Origin of the sequence: Bacillus tequilensis (assembly GCF_012225885.1) — a bacterium.
Classification (GTDB): domain Bacteria; phylum Bacillota; class Bacilli; order Bacillales; family Bacillaceae; genus Bacillus; species Bacillus tequilensis.
This window is the reverse complement of the sequence record NZ_CP048852.1, coordinates 2,866,842-2,890,644: the sequence shown is the minus strand read 5'-3', so window position 1 is coordinate 2,890,644 and position 23,803 is coordinate 2,866,842. Positions and strand designations below refer to the sequence as shown.

The window sequence follows — 23,803 nt, the reverse complement described above, 5'->3', positions numbered from 1 at the left end:
CCTTGTTGGATTACTATGTATTTCGGCTTAATATTATTATGGTTAAAGAAACTTTTTTTATTCTGTTTCGTAGTAAATATTGGAGGTGGGTGACATTTGACAAAATTGCTTGAAGCTTCTATAAAACAGGCGGGGTATACAAGCCGAAAAAAAGTGCTCACCGATGTGTTTTTGGAAGTCGGAAAAGGGGAGCTGGTCGGGCTGATCGGAGCTAACGGTGCCGGGAAAAGCACCGCAATTAAAGCGATACTCGGCCTCTCGGAATACTTTAAAGGGGATATTACTTGGAACGACAGTTCATTCGCATATATTCCTGAGCATCCGTCCTTTTACGAAGAACTGACGCTGTGGGAGCATTTGGATCTGATCAGCACGCTCCACGGCATCGAGGAGGATGAATGTACGCGGCGGGCCCAAAGTCTGCTGCAGACGTTTTCGCTAGATCATGTCATGCATGAGCTGCCTGTCACCTTTTCGAAAGGCATGCAGCAAAAACTGATGCTGATTCAGGCCTTTCTCGCTAAGCCGGATATGTATGTGATTGATGAACCCTTCATCGGTCTCGACCCGATATCGACGAAACGCTTTGTGGACATGCTTAAAGCTGAAAAAGAGCGGGGAGCCGGCATTCTCATGTGCACGCACGTACTCGATACCGCGGAAAAAATCTGTGACCGATTTTATATGATTGAGAAAGGTTCTTTATTTCTCCAAGGCACGTTAAAAGATATTCAGGACAAGACTGGATTAGAGGAGCAGTCATTGCTCGACTGTTTTTATAAGGCGGTTCAAGGTGATCGGCCATGAACGGGCGTACGCTCTTTTTTCGAAGGCTGTTTGACTATTACAAGTATCAGTTTAAAGTATTGCATGCTGTCATTGACTGGACAGTCGCTCTCTACATTGTTTTGCCGGCGCTTGCTTTTCTGATCTATCAGTATATTGATTTGCTGAACGGAAGAGGCCTTTTTTATGAGTGGTCTGAGGTGATGGAATGGAGATGGCTGTATGCTGTGTGTGTGTTGATCGTGTGCACAGGCAAGGTCCATACATTTTTAATGGAAGCGGACAAAGTGTTTTTGCTGCAAAAGAAAGAGATGATCTATCAGCTAAAACGGTACGCGCTTGTGTATTCTTTTTTGATCACGCTGGCGAAATGGGTGCTGCTCTTTTGCATTGTTTTTCCTTTCATCCGTCATTCTGTTCACATCACATTGACAGAAAGCGCAGCCCTATTGTGTTACCTGTTTGGCCTTCATGCATTCTTTTTATCCTTAAAACAAGACACGATCAGAAAGCGGCGCTCCATTTCGCGATGGCTTGCTGACATTCTTTTCAGAGCCGTTCTTTTCTCCGGTTCTGCTGCTCTGATCGCTTTTACTGATTGGCGTTTGCTTGCGCTCATTGGCATTTTGTTTTTGATTTTCGCATTCTGCCGCGGTTTGAAAAAGGCAGCTTCAATCTCGGGTTTTGAAGCAGAGGTGATGGAAGAGAAAAAAAGCAGATTGGCGCTTGCGGGCCTTGTGATGATGATGAGCCAGGAGGCGGGAATCCCGAAGGTAAAAGATAGAATGAGAAGAAAACCGTTATTTTACCGGAATTCAAAAAGGATATTTAAAAAACGGACAATCTGTACTGGCTATAAGGAGTTGTTTTTCAAAGTCATGCTGAGGAATGGCGAGTATATGAGGCACATGTACATGTTATTGTCAGCGTTCACTGTTCTGCTATTTGTCTCCCCGATCTGGATGAAGCTGATTGTGCTGTTCGTGTATACAGGTGTTTGCCGTTATCTCCTTACGCTTATTTTTGACAAGATCATGGATGCTCCTTTTTTAATTGGCGCTGATAAGGAAAGTGATGAGTATTACCGGGCCCGAAAAAGCTGTATCAATACGCTGCACTATGCGTTTGCCGCCTGCTGTTTTTTAGCGGCCGCTGTTTCTTTATTGTTTACATAAAAAAACCCAAACGGCGGCGTTTGGGTTTTTCTGTATGTGTTATAAAATAAACAGCTGGATGAAAAACAGAATGGCGAAAACGAATACGAGCGGGTGAATCTCTCTCCATTTTCCCCGTGCTGCTTTTACAATCGGATATGAAATAAAGCCAAGCGCAATCCCAGTAGAAATGCTTGATGTCAAAGGCATGGCGAGAATAACAAGAAACGCTGGGAATGCTTCGTCCATCTCTTTCCAGTTCATGTTCGACACAGAGCTCATCATCAGGCTGCCGACGATAATCAAAGCAGGCGAGGTAATGGCGGCTATGCCTGATAAGGCGCTGACGAGCGGACTGAAAAACATAGAGGCGGCAAACAGCACAGCAACTGTCAAACTTGTAAGTCCCGTTCTTCCCCCGGCTGCGACACCAGCGGAAGATTCGATAAATGCGGTTGTCGGACTTGTGCCGAAAACAGCTCCTACTGTCGTCGCTGTTGAATCGGCAAGCAGTGCTTTTCGCACGTTCGGCAGCTTGTTGTTCTTCATCAGCCCGGCTTGCTCTGCAACACCAATCATCGTGCCTGTCGTATCAAAAATCGTGACCAATAGAAAAGAAAAGACAACAGCGTACAGGCCGTGATGAACGACATCGCCAAAAGCGGAAAACGGATTTGCAATGATCAAGCCCTCCGGCAAATGAGGAAGCGACATGAAACCTTTTGAAAAATGCAGCTGGCCCGTAAAAAAGGCGATCAAGGCGGTAGCTGCCATTCCGATGAATAAAGCGCCGCTTACTTTCCGCACCATCAGGACCACGCTGATCAAAAGGCCGATCAGCGTTAAAATAACACCTGGTGAATGCAGATTGCCGAGAGTAACCAGGTTTGACTCATCAGGTGCCACAATTCCCGCCTGACGCAAACCGATAAAGGCAATAAACAGCCCGATCCCCGTTGTGATCCCGTATTTTAAATTGTTTGGAATCGCTTCTATCAGTTGTTTTCTTAAAGGCGTTAACGATAGAATAATGAAGAGAACCCCTGCTGTAAATACTGCGCTGAAAGCTGTTGCGTACGTGATTCCGCCATCGCTTGCGCTTACGACATGAAAGGCTAAATATGCGTTCAAGCCCATGCCGGGCGCAATTGCAATCGGATAATTTGCTGCCAGGGCCATCCACAGCGTTCCGACAATGGAAGCAATAATCGTTGCGGTGAAAACCTGGTCGAAAGGAACCCCGGCGTTAGCCAGAATAACCGGATTAACCACGACGATATAGACCATTGTGAAAAAGGTCGTCAGCCCTGCTATGATTTCTTGCTTTATGGATGTTTGCTGCTCTTTTAGATGAAACATAGTAACCTCCAATTACGAACGTTTTAACAAAACACCATTAATATTATTCGTTTTATTTTGTTTTTGCAAGTCATTTCTTGCGGAAAGGGGATCATTATGAACTGGGAAGTCGAAGTGATCAGAAAAAAAGAGGATTTAATACGTGATACGCAGGAATTTTTGAGAATCAACAGTGTAATGGATGAAACAACCGCAGGACCCGGCAAACCGTTTGGAGAAGGAGTAAACGCAAGCTTGACTTCATTGCTGGAGCTTGGAGAAAAAGAAGGCTTTGCGATAAAAAATCTTGACGGCTATGCCGGTCATATTGAATGGGGCGAGGGCGATGACATTGTCGGCGTACTTTGCCATGTTGACGTCGTGCCGCCGGGAGATGGGTGGACGAGTGATCCGTTTTCTGCTGATATCCGTAACGGACGGATTTATGCGAGAGGCGCCATTGATGACAAAGGGCCGACAATGGCGGCATTCTACGCGCTGAAAATCGTAAAAGACATGAATCTGCCGCTGTCCAAGCGTGTCAGAATCATTATCGGAACAGATGAAGAAAGCGATTGGAGATGCGTGGAACATTATTTCAAGCATGAAGAAATGCCAACGCTGGGCTTTGCGCCTGACGCTGATTTTCCGATTATTAACGCTGAAAAAGGAATCGTTGATGCATCATTGCTCATCCCGCATCGCTCAAACCAAGCCGATTCAAAGGCAGTGCTTGTTTCATTTCAGTCAGGCCTTCGCTTAAACATGGTGCCTGACGCAGCGGAAGCTGTTATTGAAGGGCAGAAAAAAGAAGCGATTCTTGCTTCATTTAAAGATATGCTTCGTGCGACGGATCGAAAAGGAGAAGCTGTAATAGAGAACGGGCAGCTTATTCTGCGTATGTACGGGCTTTCCTGCCATGCGATGGAACCGAACAATGGAATCAATGCCGGCCTTTTATTGTGCGAATTTTTGCAGCAGACTGAGCTTGATGAAGCAGGCAAGCGGTTTGTGCAAGTTGTGACAGACAAGTTTTCAAATGATACGAGAGGAAAGAAACTGAATATCGACTGTGAGGATGACATTAGCGGCGAGCTGACACTAAATGTCGGAACGCTACGCTATAGGGAAGGGCAGGGAGGCGAACTTGGAATCAATATCCGCTATCCTGTAACCGCGGAAAGCAAAGCGATCCGCGACGCATTCGAAAGCGCACCTGAATTTGAACTGGGAGAATTCAAAGACAGCAAGCCGCATCATGTGTCAGCAGACCATCCGTTAGTCAAAACCCTGCAAAAGGTGTATGAAGGCCAGCTGGGCAAAAAAGCTGATTTAATCTCAATTGGCGGCGGGACGTATGCCAGATCGTTAAAAGCCGGTGTCGCATTCGGCCCGCTGTTCCCCGGACGTCCTGACAGCGCACACCAAAAGGATGAATATATTGAAATTGATGATCTGCTGAGATCGACAGCCTTATACGCGCAGGCCATCTACGAACTTGCGAAATAAAAGGACCGGCTTCTGCGGAAGCCAGTCCTTTTTTTAAACAAATGACCATAAATCAGTTGATAAATACCGTTCTCCTGTATCGGCAGTCATGCAAACCACAACTTGGTCAGGGGAGAGGCGTTTTGCTGTTTCGATTGCCGCGAAGCAGGCAGCGCCTGACGAAGGCCCGACGAGGATTCCTTCTTCAGCGGCAAGGCGTCTTGTGGTCGTATAGGCGTCTTCATCAGAGATTTTGATAATCTCATCATATACGTCTTGATTTAAAATCGGAGGTATGAAGCCCGGGCTCGTGCCCACAAGCTTATGCGCGCCGGGTTTTCCTCCGGATAATACAGGTGAACCCGCAGGCTCGACAACATGAACCGTAATGTCAGGAAAAAGCTCTTTGAGCGCTTCACCTGTTCCAGTAATGGTTCCGCCCGTTCCGGAAGAGGCGACAAAAGCGCCGAGCGGTTTTCCGATTTCCTCTATTGCCCGGGCAATTTCAGGCGCCGTCGTTTTTCGGTGCGCGTCAGGGTTGGCACTGTTGTCGAACTGCATCGGAATATAGCTGTTCGGAATTTGCTCGGCAAGCTCCTTCGCTTTTTTTATGCTGCCAGGCATTCTTTCCGCACCTGGTGTTAACACAACCTCTGCGCCGTAAGCTTTCAGAAGGTTGATCCGCTCCTTCGTCATCGTATCAGGCATGACTAGGATCGCTTTATAGCCGCGTGCCGCCGCATTCATGGCGAGTCCGATTCCGGTATTTCCGCTAGTCGGTTCTATAATAACTGATCCCGGTTTGAGCAAACCGTTTTGTTCTGCTTCTATGATCATATGATAAGCGGCTCTGTCTTTCACACTGCCGCTCGGATTAAAAAATTCAAGCTTTAAATAGACCTGCGCCGCGTTTTCCGGCTGAAGCCGATTCAATCTCACAAGCGGTGTATCTCCGATCAGATCAGCTGTATTTTCAACGATTTTCAACATTGTCATTCCTTTCTGAATAAAACAAGTGTCATATAATATCCTAACATAATAAACGTTTGTGCGAGAGTGTTTTCATTCACTTGTCCTCTATCCGCACAGCCTCTTTATTGATAAAATAATAGCTGTTAAAGAAGGGAGTTCAGACGGATGCCAGATACACGGCCACATTATTTTATCGGTGTTCCCATTCCTGAGGGAATAGCGAACCCGATTTACCATGCTGCGAAAAACGAGCCGGTTTTGACGTTTCAAAAATGGGTGCACCCGCTTGACTATCATATCACGTTAATTTTTCTCGGAGCGGCGGATGAGACACAAATCAAGCAGCTTGAGGGTTCGCTTGCTGCGATTGCTTCAGAAACCAATCCGTTTCAAGTTGAATTTGGCAAAATAGATGTATTCGGCGACCGCAGACGGCCGCGTGTTTTACACTTGGAGCCAAAGCAAAACAGACCGCTTGAAGTGTTGCGGGAGCATACGAAACAGGCTGTTCTTCAAGCCGGCTTTCAAGTGGAAAAAAGACCGTATCACCCTCATATGACGCTGGCTAGAAAATGGACAGGAGAAGAAGGGTTTCCGGCACATGTTCCGTTTGAAAGTGGCGAGGTTTCGATGACGGCTGAACGGTTTTCGCTCTTTCAAATGCACTTGAACAAATCACCAAAATACGAGGAAATATTCAAATTTCATTTATCTTAATTCATTGCGGAGTGGAGAAACGAACATGGCACAAATCATTAAAATTCATGATTATATATCGAGATATGAGCTTGATCCGTACCATTATATCAACCAGTTTGTGCGGCTGAAAAAAGAGCGCTGGCTTTCATTGTTAGAAGCAGCGGAGCGCCAGCATGAAGAAAGGCAATCCAGTGCCGAAGAGCCGGAACCGCTGCAGAAACGAAAAAAATTTTCATTGAAAAGAAGAAAAGAAGAGATAAAAGCCGATATACAAGAAGAGAGACACCAATGGTTTGAGGAAGAAGACGAATTACATGTAAGGCTGCCGAAGAGCAGGATGGCGCTTGCTTCTTTTTATAAAAGACATTTATATGAATTTCAGCTCAAATGGGCAAGCTCTACTCTTTCAGAAATATCTCATCTCTCAAACCAGGTGAAGCAGGACCGCATTTTGCGTTATCTGACCCAGCAGCTGCCTGATTCTTATTTCATTATGTATAAGCCTGTGCTGAAAATTCAGCAGGCGGCTGTTGAATTAAGTATTGTGATTATTTCCCCTCTTGATATTTTTTGCGTTTCTTTCTTAGAGGCGGAGGAAGACAGTGTGTATATAGGGTCTAAAAATCGTTTTTGGGACAAGAAAACAGCCTCTCAGACTGAATCAGTGTTAAATCCGGGGCTGAGCCTGTTTCGAACGGATTCCGTTGTGTCAAAGATCATAAAGGAAAAACAGGCTGAAATCCCGGTTCGAAAATTGCTTCTGAGCAGATCGTCGTACATCGATTATCCAGAGCCGCCATACGGCTTAGAAATAGCGGATAAGCGCGTCGCGGAAGAATGGATTGAGCGGCAGAAGAAAAACACTGCTCCGATTAAGCATCATCAGGTAAAAGCTGCGAAGGCTCTATTGTCTTACTGCATGTCTGACTCCGATCGCAGACAAGAGTGGCTGGAGTAAAAGAGAACGATTTGAGCGGTTTTCTCATAACATAAGCAGGTGAGAAAGATGAGCCATTGGTTTTTTATTATTAATCCGACAGCAGGACATCGCAACGGCCTGCGTGTTTGGAAGTCGATTCAAAAGGAATTGATCAAACGAAAGGTCGAGCACCGCTCATTTTTAACTGAACATCCCGGGCACGCCGAGGTGCTCGCCAGGCAGATTTCAACGATACAGGAATATAAGCTGAAGCGCCTGATCGTGATTGGCGGAGACGGAACCATGCATGAGGTTGTCAACGGGCTGAAAGAGGTTGACGATATTGAACTAAGCTTTGTGCCGGCGGGCGCGTATAATGATTTTTCGCGAGGGTTCTCTATTAAAAAAAGCGATCTGATGCAGGAAATCAAAAAGCTGAAGCGTCCGTTAACCCGAACCTTTCATTTAGGAAGCGTCAATTTCCTTCAGGATAAATCACAGGTTCTTTATTTTATGAATCATATCGGAATCGGGTTTGACGCATATGTCAATAAAAAGGCGATGGATTTTCCGTTGAGACGGGCTTTTCTTTTTCTCCGCCTTCGATTTCTTGTGTACCCGCTTTCCCATTTGCACGCTTCGGCGACATTTAAGCCGTTTTCGTTAGGTTTTACAACGGAAGGCGAGACGCACGAATTTCATGATGTCTGGTTTGCGGTTGTATCCAACCATCCGTTTTACGGAGGCGGCATGAAGGCGGCTCCGCTAGCAAATGCGCGCGAGAAGGCATTTGATGTCGTGATTGTTGAGAATCAGCCGTTTTTGAAAAAATATTGGCTTTTATGTCTGATGGCATTTGGAAAACATACAAAGATGGACGGCGTTACGATGTTGAAAGCAAAAGACATTACGTTTTACACGAAGGACAAAATTCCGTTTCATGCTGACGGAGAAATCATGGGCACCACCCCGTTTCGTCTGGCATCGAGTCCTTCGCCCCTGAGAATTAAAACATAAACGTATTTGGAGGAGAGAGCTTCCGATGGTCAGCATCCGCCGCAGCTTTGAAGCGTATGTCGATGACATGAATATCATTACCGTTCTGATTCCTTCTGATCAAAAAGAAATCATGACACCGCCGTTTCAGCTTGAGACGGAGACGGCAGTTTTTCCTCTGGCTGTCAGAGAGGAATACCGGCTTGAAGCAACGTACAAGTACGTTTGCGTATCTGATCATCCGGTGACATTTGGAAAAACACATGCCGTCAGAGCGTCCAGCGGCGATCAAACGGATCTCCAAATTGGCGCGGTTATTCGGACGGATGCATTTGATGATGCATTTTATTATGACGGAGAGCTGGGGGCCGTTTATACTGCGGATTATACTGAATTTAAAGTATGGGCGCCTGCCGCAGTCTCAGCTGCTGTCAAGCTCTCACCCCCTAATAAAAGCGGGCGCATGTTCCAAATGACTCGGTTGGAAAAAGGCGTTTATGCCGTTACGGCCAGCGGGGATCTCCACGGGTATGAGTATGTGTTCTGCATCTGCAACAATTCAGTGTGGACGGAAACCGTTGATCCGTATGCAAAGGCCGTGACGGTAAATGGAGAGAAGGGTGTCGTTCTGCGCCCGGATCAAATGAAATGTTCTGACCCGCTCAAACCATTCCCACACCCTGCGGATGCCGTTATTTATGAGATGCACATCCGCGACTTCTCCATTCATCAATACAGCGGCATGAAAAACAAGGGAAAATACTTAGCGCTGACAGAAACCGACACGCAAACTACAAATGGGTGTTCTTCCGGACTGGCGTATGTCAAGGAGCTCGGTGTTACACATGTCGAGCTTCTGCCAGTGAATGATTTTGCCGGCGTTGATGAAAAGAAGCCGCTTGATGCCTACAATTGGGGATATAACCCGCTTCATTTCTTTGCCCCGGAGGGAAGCTATGCCTCAAACCCTCATGATCCTCAAACAAGAAAAACAGAGTTGAAACAAATGATCAAAACCCTTCATCAGCACGGACTGCGCGTCATTCTGGATGTCGTCTTTAACCACGTGTACGAGAGGGAGAATTCACCTTTTGAAAAGACAGTGCCAGGCTATTTTTTCCGCCATAACGCATTTGGGATGCCGTCAAACGGCACCGGTGTCGGAAATGACATCGCATCAGAAAGACAGATGGCGAGAAAGTTCATTGCTGATTGTGTCATCTACTGGCTGCAGGAATACGATGCCGACGGATTCCGCTTTGATCTGCTTGGCATTTTAGATATTGACACTGTGCTTTTTATCAAAGAAAAAGCAATGGCGGTAAAGCCCGGAATCCTGCTGTTTGGAGAGGGATGGGATTTGGATACACCGCTCCCGCATGAACAGAAAGCCATCTTAGCGAATGCTTCAAAAATGCCGGGCATCGGCTTTTTTAATGATATGTTTCGTGACGCTGTGAAAGGGAACACCTTTCAGCTTATGTCTGCCGGCTTTGCGCTCGGCAGCGGGGGAGCAGCGGAAAACGTGATGCACGGGATTACCGGGTCTTCCGGATGGAAGGCATTAGCTCCGGTTGTTCCTGAACCGAGCCAGTCTATCAATTATGTCGAGTCACACGACAACCACACCTTTTGGGATAAAATGAGCCTTGCTCTGCCTCAAGAAACTGACAGCCGAAAGAGAAGCAGGCAACGGCTGGCATCCGCGATTATTTTGCTTGCCCAAGGAGTGCCGTTTATTCATAGCGGACAGGAATTTTTCCGGACGAAGCAGGGAGTGGAAAACAGCTATCAATCCAGTGACAGCATCAATCAACTGGATTGGGATCGGCGTGAAATGTTCAAAGAGGATGTTGACTATTTCCGCAGGCTGATCTCGCTGAGAAAAGCGCATCCGGCATTCCGTCTCAGGTCTGCTGCAGATATCCGGCGCCATCTTGAATGTTTGACGCGAGACGAACACCTTATCGCATACAGGCTTCATAATCTTAACGGGATTGATGAATGGGAAGACGTCATCGTCATCCATCACGCAAGTCCGGCTGCCGTTGAATGGAAGCTGCCAAATGACAAAACGTATCGGCTTTTATGTGATACATCAGGTTTTCAGCATGACCCGAAAGAAATCAAGAAAGCGGTTGCGGTAATGGGCATCGGAACGGTTATCTTATATTTAGCATCAGATCTTAAGAGTTTTGCTTGACGAAGTTTGTGCTATAGCGCTAAAATTTAAAGGACGGCTATTGATTAGCATATGAGACTCTCAATAGCTGTCTTTTTTATTTTCATACGATTCGTACGAAAAAGGCACTCGCTGGATAGACTAGAGACGATTCGCCTTTATTCTAAAATATTTTAAGAAATGATGGGTTGAACATTGATATGAACTGGTTGGGACAATTACTAGGTAGCGATTGGGAGATCTTCCCCGCCGGAGGAGCTACAGGAGATGCATATTATGCGAAACATAACGGGCAGCAGCTTTTTTTAAAACGTAATAGCTCACCTTTTTTAGCTGTTTTATCCGCCGAAGGCATTGTTCCGAAGCTGGTTTGGACAAAACGGATGGAAAATGGGGATGTCATTACGGCCCAGCACTGGATGACCGGCAGAGAGCTGAAGCCTAAAGATATGAGCGGACAGCCCGTTGCTGAATTGCTTCGTAAAATACACACATCAAAAGCCTTGCTGGACATGCTGAAAAGACTTGGAAAAGAACCGCTGAACCCGGGGGCTCTTCTGTCTCAGCTGAAGCAGGCTGTATTTGCTGTGCAGCAATCTTCGCCGCTGATTCAAGAAGGGATCAAATACTTAGAAGAACATCTGCATGAAGTGCATTTCGGTGAAAAAGTCGTTTGCCATTGTGATGTCAATCATAACAACTGGCTATTGTCTGAAGACAACCAGCTGTATTTAATTGACTGGGACGGCGCCATGATCGCTGATCCGGCGATGGATCTCGGGCCTTTGCTGTACCACTACGTCGAAAAGCCAGCTTGGGAGAGCTGGCTGAGCATGTACGGCATTGAGCTAACTGAAAGCCTGCGGCTGCGAATGGCTTGGTATGTGTTATCCGAAACAATCACTTTCATAGCCTGGCACAAAGCAAAAGGCAATGATAAGGAATTTCATGATGCAATGGAAGAACTGCATATGCTCATGAAACGCATCGTTGAATAATCAGGAATACGAATCCATTTGCTCTACCCATTGAGACAGGCTGTTTTGATGCTCTTGTATGTGTGAGTTGATGGATTTGGACGAAATTCCTGATTGGCTGTAGCGGTAAACATCTTCCAGCACGTTTTTGAAGTTTGAATCAAGCTCTGTATTAGCCATCAGCGATTTAATCACACGCTCAAGCTGCTCGTACTCTGCGACGGTTCCGCAGCAGTCCAATTGATGGTCAGATAATATATCCTTCAATAAATGAACTTGATGCTCATAATGTAAACCCATAACGGTACACATCCCTTCAGTATCATACGGGTTAAATTGTTCAAAACAGCGCGTTTTTATGCATGTGAAAGGAGTGTTCCGCAAACGGGAACCTCTTTTTTTTATATACGCAGACTTAGCGGGTACACTGGAAAAACAATCTTGCGGGTCTTTTTAATTCATGGTATGTTGTTAGTCGAAATAATAGATAGAGGTGTCAATCATATGAGAATGCGCCACAAGCCTTGGGCTGATGACTTTTTGGCTGAAAACGCAGATATTGCCATCAGCAATCCAGCTGATTATAAAGGGAAATGGAACACAGTGTTTGGCAACGACAATCCGATCCATATCGAGGTTGGTACAGGAAAAGGGCAGTTCATTTCTGGAATGGCCAAACAAAATCCTGACATCAATTATATTGGGATTGAGTTATTTAAAAGCGTCATTGTGACAGCCGTCCAAAAAGTAAAAGATACCGAAGTGCCGAATGTAAAGCTTCTGAATATAGATGCGGACACGCTGACAGATGTGTTTGAGACGGGTGAAGTCAAACGGGTCTACTTGAATTTTTCCGATCCTTGGCCGAAGAACCGCCACGAAAAACGCCGTCTGACATATTCGCATTTCCTCAAAAAGTATGAAGAAGTGATGGGGAAAGACGGAGCGATTCATTTTAAAACGGACAACCGCGGCTTGTTTGAGTACTCTTTAAAGAGCTTCTCCGAGTACGGCCTGCTGCTGACATATGTCAGTCTCGATTTGCATAACAGCAATCTGGAAGGCAATATCATGACAGAATACGAAGAAAAATTCTCTGCGCTTGGCCAGCCGATCTATCGGGCTGAGGTTGAATGGAGAACGTAAAACAGACTCTGACAGGAGTCTGTTTTTTTTATGGACCGTTTGCTACCATGATGACAGGAGGGGGATGAAAATGGAATCAATGAAAATCGGAAATATTACGTTAACCTGGCTTGACGGAGGCGTGACACATATGGACGGAGGCGCCATGTTCGGCGTCGTTCCAAAGCCGCTATGGTCTAAAAAGTATCCAGTCAATGAAAAAAACCAGATTGAACTTAGGACAGACCCTATCCTCATTCAAAAGGACGGGCTCAATATCATTGTCGACGCCGGAATTGGGTCTGGCAAACTGACTGATAAACAAAAACGAAACTATGGCGTGACACAAGAATCGAATGTGAAAACATCATTAGCGGCGCTCGGATTAACAGCTGCTGATATAGATGTGATTGCTATGACACACCTTCATTTCGACCATGCATGCGGTTTAACGGAATATGAAGGGGAACAGCTCACCTCAGTCTTTTCGAATGCAGTGATTTATGCATCTGCTGTCGAATGGAATGAAATGCGCCATCCGAATATCAGGTCAAAAAACACGTACTGGAAAGAAAACTGGGAGGCGGTTGCCGATCAAGTCAAAACCTTTGAAGACACCTTAACAATCACAGAGGGAATGACGCTGCATCACACCGGAGGGCATAGTGAAGGCCACAGTATTCTTATATGTGAGGATGCGGGTGAAACCGCAGTACATATGGCAGATTTGATGCCGACACACGCCCACCGCAACCCGCTATGGGTGCTGGCTTACGATGATTATCCGATGACCTCTATACCGCAAAAGCAGAAATGGCAGTCATTCGCAGCGGAAAAAGACGCATGGTTTATTTTTTATCATGATGCCCAATATCGCGCGCTTAAATGGGATGAAGAGGGAAGCATCAAAGATTCAATCAAGCGAATCAACTAATAGCATATTTTTATGTTTACCCTGCATGTTTTCCGGCTAATAATGCAAACCTAGTACTAATTATGGTTAGAAAGGAAGAGGCAGGGTGAAACAATTCAAAGTAACAAACGAAGGAGACATTCAAACAACATTAAGAGGCCTTGAAGTGCTCTCTGTTCCTTTTTTGAACAAAGGTGTTGCTTTTACCGAGGAAGAAAGAAAAGAACTTGGTTTAAAAGGCTTTCTGCCGCCAAAGGTATTAACGATTGAAGATCAGGTGAAAAGAGCGTACGAACAATATTCCGCGCAGCCTGACGATTTGAGTAAAAATGTTTATTTAACAGCGTTGCACGATCGGAATGAAACGCTGTTTTACCGCCTGTTAAACGACCATTTAGGGGAAATGCTACCGATTGTTTATACACCGACAGTTGGAACAGCAATCCAGAGATACAGCCATGAATACAGAAAGCCACGAGGTCTCTATCTGTCAATTGATGACCCGGACGGTATGAAAGAAGCATTTAAACAGTATAAAGATCAAAGCGATACAATTGATTTAATTGTTGCAACTGATGCGGAAGGAATTTTAGGAATCGGTGACTGGGGTGTCGGAGGCATCGCGATTTCTATCGGTAAGCTGGCGGTTTATACGGCGGCTGCGGGTATTGATCCGAGCAGAGTGCTGGCAGTTGTTTTAGATGCGGGAACAAATCAGGAGAGCCTCTTGAACGACCCGCTTTATGTCGGAAACCAGCATTCCAGAGTCCGCGGGGAACGCTATGACCAATTTATTGACGAGTATGTTGCCCTTGCGAGAGAAACGTTCCCGAACGCATTGCTGCACTGGGAGGATTTCGGAGCGAAAAACGCGCGCAGCATTTTGAATCGCTATAAAGATAAAGTGTGTACCTTCAATGATGATATTCAAGGGACAGGCGCTGTTTCACTGGCGGCAGTCTTATCCTGCGCAAAAGCGTCTAAAGTGCCGCTAAGGGATCACAGAGTCGTCATATTCGGAGCAGGAACGGCAGGAATAGGAATTGCTGAACAGCTGCGGGAAGCGTTGGTGCGCGAGGGGCTGAGTGAGGAAGAATCATACCAGCGCTTCTGGTGCATAGACAGAAACGGGTTGCTAACTGATGATATGGATCAGCTTCTTGATTTCCAGAAGCCTTATGCCCGTTCGGCAGATGAAGTGAAGGGGTATCAGCGGAACGGAGACGGCGGAGGCATTGATCTCCTTGAAGTGGTCCGGCAGGCGAAACCGTCGATTCTGATCGGGACATCAACGGTTTCCGGCGCATTTACAGAAGAAATTGTAAAAGAAATGGCGTCACATGTGAAACGGCCGGCGATTTTGCCAATGTCAAATCCGACCACGCTTTCTGAAGCAAAACCGCAGGACCTAATCGAATGGACGGAAGGCCGCGCACTGATTACGACAGGAAGCCCGTTCCCGCCGGTGGAATATAATGGTGTGACGTATCACATTGGCCAGGCTAACAACGCGCTTGTCTTCCCGGGTCTCGGTCTTGGAACGATTGTTACCAAATCAAAATTAATTACCGACGGCATGTTTGAAGCATGTGCCCGGGCAATTGCAAGCATGGTCAATGTCGGGGTGCCCGGCGCGCCGATGCTCCCAAAAGTAGAGGATTTGCGGACTGTATCGGCAACTGTTGCAGTCGAAGTTGCTAAAACCGCAATGAAGGAAGGCGTCGCGACGGAAGAGCCTGAAGACCTTATACAGGCTGTGCAGGATGCGATGTGGTACCCGGTATACAAACCGATTCGCGCGATATAATAAAAAAGAGCCGCTGCATGGGGGACTGACCCCATAAGATGAGACAAATAAAAAACACCTTCAAGTTTGAATACGGATGATTGTTATCCGAAATTAGACTTGGAGGTGTTTTTTCTATGGGGACAAGAGTGAGTTATCCGGTTGAAGTGAAACAGAAGGCTGTAGAAATGAGATTGGCAGGCGTACCTATGAAAGAGATCATGCAGGAGTTGAATATTAAGAATAAGACACAGGTTCAGACATGGGTTAGATGGCATAAGGCTGGGGATACACATCGATTCGAACAGCCTGTTGGAAAGCAATACACTTACGGAAAAGGTCCGGAGTATTCTTCCGAATTAGAGAAAATGCAGGCAGAGATTCGTTACCTGAGACAACAGAATGAAGTTTTAAAAAAGTACAACGAATTGGAAAGGAAGTTGATAGCGAAACGTCAGTCGAACTTGTAGAAATATTGAACAGCACAATGACCATACAGGATATCTGTATTCATTTAGGTATCTCTCGAGCGTCTTATTATCGCTGGAAGAAGAATCCGATGAAGGATCATCCCAAGCGCCATTTGGAAAAACAAATCGGCACGTTGTGCCGAGAGCACAAGTATCGATATGGATATCGAAAAATCACAGCTATACTAAAAAAGAGTATGCATATTAACCATAAAACGGTTCAACGTATTATGCAGAAAAATCAATGGCAGTGCCGGGTTAAGGTGAAAAAGCGCAAGAAGGATGGGCAGCCATATGCCGTGGTCGATAATATATTGGATCGGAACTTTCAGTCTGATCGCCCTCTTGAAAAACTAGTAACGGACATTACGTATTTGCCTTATGGACAGAAACAATTGTACCTTTCCAGTATATTGGATTTATACAATGGAGAAGTGATTGCTTTTACGATTGGGGATAAGCAGGATACAGCCTTTGTCTTAGACACACTTGATCAGCTGCCAATGTTGCCTGAGAACTGCGTGTTACATAGTGACCAAGGTTCTGTGTATACATCTTACGAGTATCAAAAAGCTGTTAAAACAAAAGGCATTACCATGAGCATGTCCCGCAAAGGGACGCCCGCTGATAATGCCTCCATCGAATCGTTTCATTCCTCACTAAAGTCTGAAACGTTCTATCTTAACAGCATTGATCGAACTACGACCGCCATCGTAGAACGCACTGTCATAGAATACATTCATTATTATAACAATATTCGTATCCAAACTAAACTAAACAACCAATCACCGATAAACTATCGGCAATTGGCTGTTTAAAAGGTGTTTTGATCCCTGTCTCAAAAACGGGGGTCAGTCCCATGGGCAGCGGCTTTTATGTTACGCTTGTCCGGTGTTAAGAGGCGATTGTATCAATAACATCGACAATTTCCCCTGTTTTCGCATCCACCATGACCTCGTACTGCTCTAATTCTCCGAAAGCTGATCGTGTAATGCCGGTTTTGTACACCTGTACTGTTTCTCCGTTCACATTGTAAGGCTCAGGCTGGGTATAAATCCATGACCCGTCAATCGGCCCCCGCTGCTTAAAAGCGGATTTTACGATGCGAAGCGCTTTTTCTGAAGAAATATAAGGCTTCATCACATATTGTTTCACAATAACTGCCGTACAAATGCCAAGTCCTGCTCCTAAAAGAAGATGACGCAATTTCAAAATAAAGCACCTCCTGATTGATCGTACTTTTCATTATACAGAAACCGCCAAATCCTGTTAAGCAATACGATGCTGTCCGAGCAGATTCGGCCGAGGTGCTTGGAAAACTTGATTTTTTCTAATAAAATAAAAGGACTACATAGAAATGAGGGAAAAACATGAATCAAGAAACGAAAGCGCTTTTCCAAACACTGACGCAGCTGCCCGGCGCGCCGGGCAATGAGCATCAGGTTCGTGCTTTTATGAAGCAAGAGCTTGCCAAATATGCCGATGACATCGTTCAGGACAGACTGGGAAGTGTTTTCGGAGTCAGAAAAGGCGAAGAGGGCGCACCGAGAATCATGGTTGCCGGACATATGGATGAAGTTGGCTTCATGGTCACATCCATTACAGACAACGGGCTGCTCAGATTCCAGACGCTCGGGGGCTGGTGGAGTCAGGTGCTGCTTGCACAGCGAGTTGAAATTCAAACAGATAACGGGCCGGTTCCGGGTGTGATTTCAAGCATACCTCCGCATCTGCTGACAGATGCACAGCGAAACCGCCCGATGGATATCAAAAACATGATGATCGATATCGGAGCAGATGATAAGGAAGACGCTATCAAAATCGGCATAAAACCGGGACAGCAGATTGTGCCTGTCTGCCCGTTTACAACGATGGCGAATGAAAAGAAAATTTTATCAAAGGCATGGGATAACCGATATGGATGCGGCTTAAGCATTGAGCTTTTGAAGGAATTGCACGGAAAAGAACTTCCGAACACGCTCTATGCGGGTGCAACGGTACAGGAAGAAGTAGGGCTGAGAGGCGCGCAGACGGCTTCCCATATGATTAAACCGGACTTGTTTTTCGCGCTTGACGCCAGCCCGGCAAACGATATGGGCGATGACAAAAATGAATTTGGGCAGCTTGGAAAAGGCTTTTTGCTCCGCATTCTTGACAGAACGACAGTCATGCACCGCGGGATGAGAGAATTTGTGCTTGATATGGCGGAAACACATGATATTCCATATCAATATTTCGTTTCAGGAGGGGGAACAGATGCGGGCAAAGTTCACATTTCAAACAGCGGCGTTCCCTCAGCGGTTATCGGAATTTGTTCCCGCTACATTCATACGAACGCTTCTATCATTCATATTGATGATTATGCTGCCGCCAAAGAAATGCTCATCAAACTTGTGACAGCCTGCGATAAGCAGACGGTGGATGCGATTAAAGAAAATATGTAGGGTATCATAAAAGCTTGTTGAACGGGGCTGCAAGCCCGGATCGACAAGCTTTTTTCTTATTCTGTTTCAAAAACATAGGAAAGGGCCTTAATGGCTTGATTTACGGTTTCAACTGTTATATTCGCTTTGTTGGAAAGCTCTTTTAAAGGATGGTGGAGCGATTCCGGCCGGATCATAATCAGAGGTTTTCCTTTAGCAATCGCATATGATGCATCCATTGCCGTGTTCCACTGTTTGTATTTTTCGCCAAAAAGAGCAATTACAAAATCTGCTTTATTCATCAGGACGGCGGTTCTGAAATTATTCACGTCAGAGGCTGTGTCATCCTTTAAAACGGCATTTGGCTGAATGCCCATAATTTCTTCTCCGATATTGTCTGAGCGGTCATGATTCTCCATCGGGCCGACAAACGTAATCGGCAGCTTCAGTGATTTTGTTTTCTCTTTGATTTCCTCGCGCCAATTACTGTGGATTTCCCCGGCTAAATAGACGACAAACTCCATATTAAAATCCCTCCTTATGTATGTCCATTTGTAAATTTTGCCCTTATGTCCCTGATGTTAAACGAAACGAGCTTGATAATGCAAATAAAATATGATAATGATAATGAGAAAGCGAATCTTACATATTCATTCGTTGCATATAAGTGGTTTTGCCGTAAGCAGTTTGGTATGATCCAAGTGGACGAGTATCAATAAACTACCAACGTGTAAGAGCATTATCAACTGGAGGGATATAAATGAAAAAAATTGAATCAACTCAAGAGCTGGAAAAAGCGGTAAAGGATGATTGGGCGGTCTTTATGTTTTCAGCCGACTGGTGCCCGGATTGCCGTTTCATAGAGCCTTTTCTGCCTGAAGTGGAAGCGGACTTCCCTGAATTCACTTACTACTACGTAGACCGCGACAAGTTCATTGATACGTGTGCAGAGTGGGAAATTTACGGAATCCCAAGCTTTGTCGTTTTTAATGAAGGAAAAGAAGTAAATCGTTTTGTGAGCAAAGACCGTAAAACGAAAGAAGAAATTGAACAGTTTTTAACTGACTCTCTCGCTAAAGCGTAAAGGAGGACATCTGGTTTGAAAATGACCTCAAGGAAGCTGTCAGATATCCTGAAACAGCGCCTTCAGCACGAGAATCGCTCCTTTCTCTTTGACAGAGAAAAAGATACCCTCCGTGTTGAGGATCAAACGACCAAAAAAGGAATTACGCTTGACCTGCCGCCGATCATTGCCAAATGGGAACTGAAAAAAGATGAAGCCATTGATGAGATTGTGTACTATGTCTCCGAAGCGATGACGGCAATGGAAGGGAAGGCTCAGGAAATGACCGGAAAAGAAAGCCGCATTTACCCGGTGATCCGCTCGACTTCTTTCCCGGACAAATCCAGCGAAGATATTCCGCTCATTTATGACGATCATACCGCAGAGACAAGAATTTATTACGCGCTTGATCTCGGGAAAACCTACCGTTTAATTGACCAGCGCATGCTTGAGAAAGAAAACTGGACAAAAGAGCGGATTAGAGAGACGGCTGCATTTAATCTCCGCTCTTTGCCGGCGGTTGTCAAAGAGGATACGGTAGCCGGCAATTTCTTTTACTTTTTCAGGGCAAATGACGGTTACGACGCCAGCCGGATTTTGAACGAAGCGATTTTAAATGAGTACAAGCAGCGTGCAGAAGGTGAACTGGCGATCTCTGTTCCGCATCAGGACGTTCTGATTCTTGCTGACATCCGGAATGAATCGGGTTATGATATTCTAGGACAAATGTCGATGAGCTTCTTTGCAGGCGGCACCGTTCCGATTACCGCCCTTTCATTTTTGTACAATGAAGGAAAGCTGGAACCGGTGTTTATCCTGGCGAAAAGCCGTCCGAAAAAGGATTAGAAAGGATTTTTACTTATGAACGCTTTTTATAATAAAGAAGGTGTGGGAGACACGCTGCTGATCTCTCTTCAAGATGTGACACGCGAACAAATTGGCTATGAAACATACGGCGACGTCGTCAAAATTTTTAATAACGAGACAAAAGAAACAACGGGTTTCAACATTTTCAATGCGTCTTCTTACTTGACCATTGATGAAAACGGCCCTGTTGCGCTCTCAGAAACATTTGTGAAGAATGTGAACGAGATTCTAAGCAGAAACGGCGTAGAAGAGACATTAGTCGTTGATTTATCTCCGAAGTTTGTTGTCGGATATGTAGAGTCAAAAGAAAAACATCCGAATGCGGATAAATTAAGTGTATGTCAAGTCAATGTAGGAGAAGAAACGCTTCAGATCGTCTGCGGCGCGCCTAACGTTGACCAAGGGCAAAAAGTTGTCGTTGCCAAAGTCGGCGCCGTGATGCCAAGCGGACTTGTCATTAAGGATGCAGAGCTTCGCGGCGTTCCGTCAAGCGGAATGATCTGCTCAGCGAAAGAGCTTGCTTTGCCGGATGCTCCTGCTGAAAAAGGAATCCTTGTGTTAGAAGGGGACTATGAGGCAGGGGACGCATTTCAATTTTAGACTCCCATAAACCCGTTCAAAAAAACGAATCATCTAAAAAGCCGCTAAGCCCTTGTTTAGCGGCTTTGTTTTGCCGAAAGCTTAATCTTTTCTGGGCCGACGTGCAGTGGTATACTAAAAAACGTCCCAGAAAACTATAAGGGAGTTAGAGATAAATTATGAGTTGGCTTCATAAATTTTTTGATTTGTTTTTAGGCGAGAGTGAAGAGGATAATGAACGGGAGAAAAAACCTGCTCAAATTCCGCAGCAGCAAGAAATACATCAGCATCATCCTGAAGGACAATTAAAAAGATTGGAAGATCCTAAAATATATTATGAATATCCAAAAGGCAAGTTTCGTTTTCCAGTCGTGCCTGACGGATACCAAAATCAAGACTTGAGAAGGCGCCGAGCACCAGCGGACGAACCGAAATCCGCGCCGCGTCCAAGCGCCGCGCCATACAGAGAACATCCCAAAGATAAAAAAGAGCAGCATACATATCAAACATCAGAGCCGGCGAAGAAACCATTTAAACCGACAAATATCCCTTCGCCAATACATGGATTCAATCAAAAGCCATCCGTCAAAAAGGATGTGCCGAAACAGCGTTCAGAAACAGTGAAGGCACCGGACAAATCTGAAAAAGAGAAGGTAACACTGCTATCAGAAGAGATCGAGCGGGAACGCAGCTATTCTGCTCCGGACAGGCCGCCGCAGCACGTGAAAGAAGCGCCTTTTTTGCCGGATACCCCATTCGAAGAACAGCCTTCTCGCGGCTTGAACGGAATGGCTGCAGGGCGTGAAGAAGCGCTGGGACAGCGCCCAGCCGAAGAGCCAGCTGCCGACATTCAGCATCCGGAAAAAGAAGCGTCTTTCTTCCCTGCTGGACAAAATGAAGAGCAAACAGCCCCTGAGAGACTGACAGATACGGTAGCTGAGGCACAGGAAGACCGAACAGGCAGTAAACAAAGCCATGAAGACACCATGCCTGCGGCAGCTGAGATTCAAGAAGAACAAAGGGAACAACTGCCAGAGGAAGCCGAAGAGTTTGTCTGCCGCGCTGAACAAGTTGAAGAGCAAGCAGCACAAACATCCCCGACAGAGGCAGTATATGAGGGCGGAGAATCAGCAGAACGGTCAGACAGCAAAGTAGACAATCATCACGAAATCGCAGCAGCTGCTGAGAGCCTGTCTGTTCAAGAAGAACGAATAGACACCCTAAAGGAAAACAATGCCTCGTTTACAGGTCACGAGCATTCTGTGTCTCTGACTCAAGCAGTAACAGAGGAAGAAGCAGAAGAGCCATCAGACAGCATAATAAACAACCAGGCTGACATCTTGGGAGAAGCAGAAGACACGAAGATAGACGTTTACCCAGACGGCCATGCTGAGCCGGAGCAAAATGATCACTTGGAATTTTCTGCAGTCCATGAAAACCGGCAGGACATTCATGCGAACGCAGCACACGCTGCTATAGAGGAGCCGCAAAAAAGCTCTGTCATGCAGGAGAAACGTACTGAACAAAGCACATCTCCTCAAAAAGGGCCGTCTGTTCCTTTTAATGTCATGATGCTGAAAAGAGATACGCATAAACAGCAAAAAGCAGAGGAGCGCCGCAGCAGCTATGTGTTTCCGAATGTTGCACTGCTTGATGTCCCGCCAGCGCAAGTTCAAGACGATACTGCGTGGATAGAAGAACAGCGTCAGCTTCTTGATTTGACTCTGAAAAATTTTAATGTCCGCGCCAATGTGGTTCACGTGACCCAGGGTCCTTCTGTCACAAGATTCGAGGTGCATCCTGAACCAGGCGTAAAGGTGAATAAAATCACCAACTTGTCTGATGATATTAAGCTCAGCCTGTCTGCAAAAGATATTCGGATTGAAGCGCCGATTCCGGGGAAAAACACGATCGGAATAGAAGTGCCGAACCGCGCGAGCAAGATGGTTGACTTGCGCCAGATGATTCGCAGCTCAGCTTTCAGAACGAGCAAGTCGCCTCTCACGGCTGCGCTGGGGCTGGATATCTCAGGGAATCCTGTCGTGATCGACTTAAAGAAAATGCCGCATGGCTTGATTGCCGGCGCTACGGGCTCGGGAAAAAGCGTTTGTATCAATACAATATTGGTCAGCCTGCTTTATAAAGCCGACCCGAGTGAAGTGAAGGTGCTGCTGATTGACCCGAAAATGGTAGAGCTGGCTCCATACAATAAAATTCCTCATCTCGTCAGCCCGGTTATTACTGACGCCAAAGCGGCTACCGCTGCGTTAAAGTGGGTCGTTGAGGAAATGGAGCGGCGCTATGAGCTGTTTGCTCATTCAGGCGTCCGCGACATTGATCGCTTTAATCAATTAACGGCTGACCACCAAATGGGCGAAAGGCTGCCGTATTTAGTGGTGGTGATTGATGAGCTGGCTGATTTGATGATGGTTGCTCCAAACGATGTCGAAGAGAGCATTGCGCGGATCGCCCAAAAAGCCAGAGCGTGCGGTATCCATCTGCTCGTCGCAACTCAGCGGCCTTCAGTCGATGTCATTACCGGCCTGATTAAGGCGAATATCCCGACGAGAATCGCATTTTCTGTTTCAAGCCAGGTTGATTCCCGAACGATCATTGACATAGCCGGTGCCGAAAAGCTTCTCGGCAAAGGGGACATGCTCTTTTTGGAAAACGGCTCGGGAAAACCAGTCCGCCTTCAAGGTAACTTTGTGTCGGATCGCGAAATCGACCGTGTCGTTTCCCATGTCAGAAACCAAATGCCGCCAACCTATTTATTTGAACAAGAAGAGCTTGTAAGACAAGGATCAGCCTTGAAAGAAGAGGATGAACTGTTTTACGAAGCGTGTGAGTTTGTTGTTGAGCAAAACAGCGCGAGCACTTCAAGCCTGCAAAGAAGGTTCAGAATCGGGTACAATCGCGCGGCAAGGCTGATCGATATGATGGAAGCGGAAGGCATGATCTCAGAGGCGAAAGGAAGCAAGCCCCGTGAGGTGCTGATCACAGCAAGTGATTTAATAAACGAATAATATAGGTTCATTTTCACACCAAACATGGTATGATAGTGTT

23 protein-coding genes are annotated in these 23,803 nt (G+C 45.9%); 18 read left to right on the top strand and 5 right to left on the bottom strand.

The window, feature by feature from the left end:
* Positions 1–96: 96 nt before the first annotated feature.
* Together G4P54_RS15340 and G4P54_RS15335 are read left to right on the top strand one after the other, a co-directional pair.
* Positions 97–807 (top strand): ABC transporter ATP-binding protein, encoded by a 711-nt coding sequence (locus G4P54_RS15340; protein WP_167873125.1) that lies wholly within the window; start codon positions 97–99, stop codon positions 805–807.
* A complete protein-coding gene (locus tag G4P54_RS15335) occupies positions 804–1,961 on the top strand; it encodes an ABC transporter permease (RefSeq protein ID WP_167873124.1) in 1,158 nt (385 codons plus the stop codon). Before G4P54_RS15340 ends, G4P54_RS15335 begins: the two co-directional genes overlap by 4 nt.
* A gap of 39 nt (positions 1,962–2,000) precedes the next feature.
* Here G4P54_RS15335 and pbuO read toward each other — a convergent pair whose 3' ends face one another.
* Positions 2,001–3,299 carry a hypoxanthine/guanine permease PbuO gene (gene pbuO, locus G4P54_RS15330; protein ID WP_024714646.1) on the bottom strand — a complete coding sequence of 433 codons (1,299 nt, stop codon included), beginning with the start codon at positions 3,297–3,299 and terminating at the stop codon, positions 2,001–2,003.
* A 96-nt stretch (positions 3,300–3,395) separates the two neighbouring features.
* Here pbuO and pepV point away from each other — a divergent pair, with 96 nt between their 5' ends.
* A complete protein-coding gene (gene pepV, locus G4P54_RS15325; protein ID WP_167873123.1) occupies positions 3,396–4,787 on the top strand; it encodes a dipeptidase PepV in 1,392 nt (463 codons plus the stop codon).
* A gap of 33 nt (positions 4,788–4,820) precedes the next feature.
* On the opposite strand, the gene cysK is transcribed toward pepV, so the two are convergent.
* Positions 4,821–5,756: a cysteine synthase A gene (cysK, locus tag G4P54_RS15320; RefSeq protein WP_032682081.1), complete on the bottom strand. Its 936-nt coding sequence runs from the start codon at positions 5,754–5,756 to the stop codon at positions 4,821–4,823.
* A gap of 147 nt (positions 5,757–5,903) precedes the next feature.
* On the opposite strand from cysK, the gene thpR reads away from it, so the two are divergent.
* From thpR to G4P54_RS15295, 5 genes are all read left to right on the top strand, one after another.
* Positions 5,904–6,455 carry an RNA 2',3'-cyclic phosphodiesterase gene (gene thpR / locus G4P54_RS15315; RefSeq protein ID WP_167873122.1) on the top strand — a complete coding sequence of 184 codons (552 nt, stop codon included), beginning with the start codon at positions 5,904–5,906 and terminating at the stop codon, positions 6,453–6,455.
* Positions 6,456–6,480: 25 nt separating this feature from the next.
* Entirely contained in the window at positions 6,481–7,395 is a 915-nt protein-coding gene (locus G4P54_RS15310; RefSeq protein WP_024714641.1) for a hypothetical protein, read from the top strand.
* A 48-nt stretch (positions 7,396–7,443) separates the two neighbouring features.
* Positions 7,444–8,373 (top strand): YegS/Rv2252/BmrU family lipid kinase, encoded by a 930-nt coding sequence (locus tag G4P54_RS15305; protein ID WP_167873121.1) that lies wholly within the window; start codon positions 7,444–7,446, stop codon positions 8,371–8,373.
* Between the two features lie 25 nt (positions 8,374–8,398).
* A complete protein-coding gene (pulA, locus tag G4P54_RS15300; RefSeq protein ID WP_167873120.1) occupies positions 8,399–10,555 on the top strand; it encodes a type I pullulanase in 2,157 nt (718 codons plus the stop codon).
* A gap of 179 nt (positions 10,556–10,734) precedes the next feature.
* The gene (locus tag G4P54_RS15295; RefSeq protein WP_024714638.1) at positions 10,735–11,532 is read left to right on the top strand and encodes a phosphotransferase family protein; all 798 of its coding nucleotides are present in this window, start codon (positions 10,735–10,737) and stop codon (positions 11,530–11,532) included.
* On the opposite strand, the gene G4P54_RS15290 is transcribed toward G4P54_RS15295, so the two are convergent.
* Entirely contained in the window at positions 11,533–11,811 is a 279-nt protein-coding gene (locus G4P54_RS15290) for a YtzH-like family protein (protein WP_167873119.1), read from the bottom strand.
* Between the two features lie 204 nt (positions 11,812–12,015).
* Between G4P54_RS15290 and trmB the strand changes: the two genes are divergently transcribed.
* The 4 genes from trmB (at position 12,016) to G4P54_RS15270 (ending at position 16,623) form a co-directional block, all read left to right on the top strand.
* Positions 12,016–12,657, top strand: coding sequence for a tRNA (guanosine(46)-N7)-methyltransferase TrmB (trmB, locus tag G4P54_RS15285; protein ID WP_024714636.1), 642 nt, complete (start codon positions 12,016–12,018; stop codon positions 12,655–12,657).
* A 70-nt stretch (positions 12,658–12,727) separates the two neighbouring features.
* Complete coding sequence (locus G4P54_RS15280) at positions 12,728–13,570, top strand: YtnP family quorum-quenching lactonase (protein WP_167873118.1); 843 nt, start codon at positions 12,728–12,730, stop codon at positions 13,568–13,570.
* An 85-nt stretch (positions 13,571–13,655) separates the two neighbouring features.
* Positions 13,656–15,356 carry an NAD-dependent malic enzyme gene (locus G4P54_RS15275; RefSeq protein WP_167873117.1) on the top strand — a complete coding sequence of 567 codons (1,701 nt, stop codon included), beginning with the start codon at positions 13,656–13,658 and terminating at the stop codon, positions 15,354–15,356.
* Positions 15,357–15,472: 116 nt separating this feature from the next.
* Positions 15,473–16,623, top strand: a protein-coding gene (locus G4P54_RS15270; RefSeq protein ID WP_167871594.1) for an IS3 family transposase whose coding sequence is annotated in 2 segments (ribosomal slippage) — positions 15,473–15,746 and positions 15,746–16,623 — 1,152 coding nt in all. Because the reading frame shifts where the segments join, the coding sequence is not laid out codon by codon here.
* Positions 16,624–16,699: 76 nt separating this feature from the next.
* On the opposite strand, the gene G4P54_RS15265 is transcribed toward G4P54_RS15270, so the two are convergent.
* The gene (locus tag G4P54_RS15265; protein WP_024714633.1) at positions 16,700–17,017 is read right to left on the bottom strand and encodes a PepSY domain-containing protein; all 318 of its coding nucleotides are present in this window, start codon (positions 17,015–17,017) and stop codon (positions 16,700–16,702) included.
* 158 nt (positions 17,018–17,175) lie between these two features.
* Between G4P54_RS15265 and G4P54_RS15260 the strand changes: the two genes are divergently transcribed.
* On the top strand, positions 17,176–18,249 hold the full coding sequence (locus tag G4P54_RS15260; RefSeq protein WP_167873116.1) for a M42 family metallopeptidase: 1,074 nt from the start codon (positions 17,176–17,178) through the stop codon (positions 18,247–18,249).
* 56 nt (positions 18,250–18,305) lie between these two features.
* Here G4P54_RS15260 and G4P54_RS15255 read toward each other — a convergent pair whose 3' ends face one another.
* Positions 18,306–18,752, bottom strand: a complete 447-nt coding sequence (locus G4P54_RS15255) for a YtoQ family protein (protein ID WP_024714631.1) — start codon at positions 18,750–18,752, stop codon at positions 18,306–18,308.
* Positions 18,753–18,830: 78 nt separating this feature from the next.
* On the opposite strand from G4P54_RS15255, the gene G4P54_RS15250 reads away from it, so the two are divergent.
* The 5 genes from G4P54_RS15250 to G4P54_RS15230 all read left to right on the top strand — a co-directional run bounded on the left by G4P54_RS15250 (position 18,831) and on the right by G4P54_RS15230 (position 23,763).
* Positions 18,831–18,947, top strand: a complete 117-nt coding sequence (locus tag G4P54_RS15250) for a hypothetical protein (protein WP_167873115.1) — start codon at positions 18,831–18,833, stop codon at positions 18,945–18,947.
* Positions 18,948–18,988: 41 nt separating this feature from the next.
* Positions 18,989–19,312, top strand: a complete 324-nt coding sequence (locus tag G4P54_RS15245; RefSeq protein ID WP_024714630.1) for a thioredoxin family protein — start codon at positions 18,989–18,991, stop codon at positions 19,310–19,312.
* A 15-nt stretch (positions 19,313–19,327) separates the two neighbouring features.
* Positions 19,328–20,137 (top strand): DUF1444 domain-containing protein, encoded by an 810-nt coding sequence (locus tag G4P54_RS15240; RefSeq protein WP_024714629.1) that lies wholly within the window; start codon positions 19,328–19,330, stop codon positions 20,135–20,137.
* A 15-nt stretch (positions 20,138–20,152) separates the two neighbouring features.
* The gene (gene ytpR, locus G4P54_RS15235) at positions 20,153–20,758 is read left to right on the top strand and encodes a YtpR family tRNA-binding protein (protein ID WP_167873114.1); all 606 of its coding nucleotides are present in this window, start codon (positions 20,153–20,155) and stop codon (positions 20,756–20,758) included.
* A gap of 158 nt (positions 20,759–20,916) precedes the next feature.
* Complete coding sequence (locus tag G4P54_RS15230; RefSeq protein WP_167873113.1) at positions 20,917–23,763, top strand: DNA translocase FtsK; 2,847 nt, start codon at positions 20,917–20,919, stop codon at positions 23,761–23,763.
* Positions 23,764–23,803: the final 40 nt, after the last annotated feature.

Bases quoted from the DNA above. Each gene is read 5' to 3' on its own strand.
- pepV (WP_167873123.1), top strand. From the start codon at position 3,396: ATGAACTGGGAAGTCGAAGTGATCAGAAAAAAAGAGGATTTAATACGT.
- G4P54_RS15255 (WP_024714631.1), bottom strand. From the start codon at position 18,752: ATGGAGTTTGTCGTCTATTTAGCCGGGGAAATCCACAGTAATTGGCGC.
- ytpR (WP_167873114.1), top strand. From the start codon at position 20,153: ATGAACGCTTTTTATAATAAAGAAGGTGTGGGAGACACGCTGCTGATC.
- G4P54_RS15305 (WP_167873121.1), top strand. From the start codon at position 7,444: ATGAGCCATTGGTTTTTTATTATTAATCCGACAGCAGGACATCGCAAC.
- G4P54_RS15260 (WP_167873116.1), top strand. From the start codon at position 17,176: ATGAATCAAGAAACGAAAGCGCTTTTCCAAACACTGACGCAGCTGCCC.
- G4P54_RS15245 (WP_024714630.1), top strand. From the start codon at position 18,989: ATGAAAAAAATTGAATCAACTCAAGAGCTGGAAAAAGCGGTAAAGGAT.
- G4P54_RS15230 (WP_167873113.1), top strand. From the start codon at position 20,917: ATGAGTTGGCTTCATAAATTTTTTGATTTGTTTTTAGGCGAGAGTGAA.
- G4P54_RS15295 (WP_024714638.1), top strand. From the start codon at position 10,735: ATGAACTGGTTGGGACAATTACTAGGTAGCGATTGGGAGATCTTCCCC.
- pulA (WP_167873120.1), top strand. From the start codon at position 8,399: ATGGTCAGCATCCGCCGCAGCTTTGAAGCGTATGTCGATGACATGAAT.
- G4P54_RS15310 (WP_024714641.1), top strand. From the start codon at position 6,481: ATGGCACAAATCATTAAAATTCATGATTATATATCGAGATATGAGCTT.
- trmB (WP_024714636.1), top strand. From the start codon at position 12,016: ATGAGAATGCGCCACAAGCCTTGGGCTGATGACTTTTTGGCTGAAAAC.
- pbuO (WP_024714646.1), bottom strand. From the start codon at position 3,299: ATGTTTCATCTAAAAGAGCAGCAAACATCCATAAAGCAAGAAATCATA.
- G4P54_RS15280 (WP_167873118.1), top strand. From the start codon at position 12,728: ATGGAATCAATGAAAATCGGAAATATTACGTTAACCTGGCTTGACGGA.
- G4P54_RS15290 (WP_167873119.1), bottom strand. From the start codon at position 11,811: ATGGGTTTACATTATGAGCATCAAGTTCATTTATTGAAGGATATATTA.
- G4P54_RS15250 (WP_167873115.1), top strand. From the start codon at position 18,831: ATGCAAATAAAATATGATAATGATAATGAGAAAGCGAATCTTACATAT.
- thpR (WP_167873122.1), top strand. From the start codon at position 5,904: ATGCCAGATACACGGCCACATTATTTTATCGGTGTTCCCATTCCTGAG.
- G4P54_RS15335 (WP_167873124.1), top strand. From the start codon at position 804: ATGAACGGGCGTACGCTCTTTTTTCGAAGGCTGTTTGACTATTACAAG.
- cysK (WP_032682081.1), bottom strand. From the start codon at position 5,756: ATGTTGAAAATCGTTGAAAATACAGCTGATCTGATCGGAGATACACCG.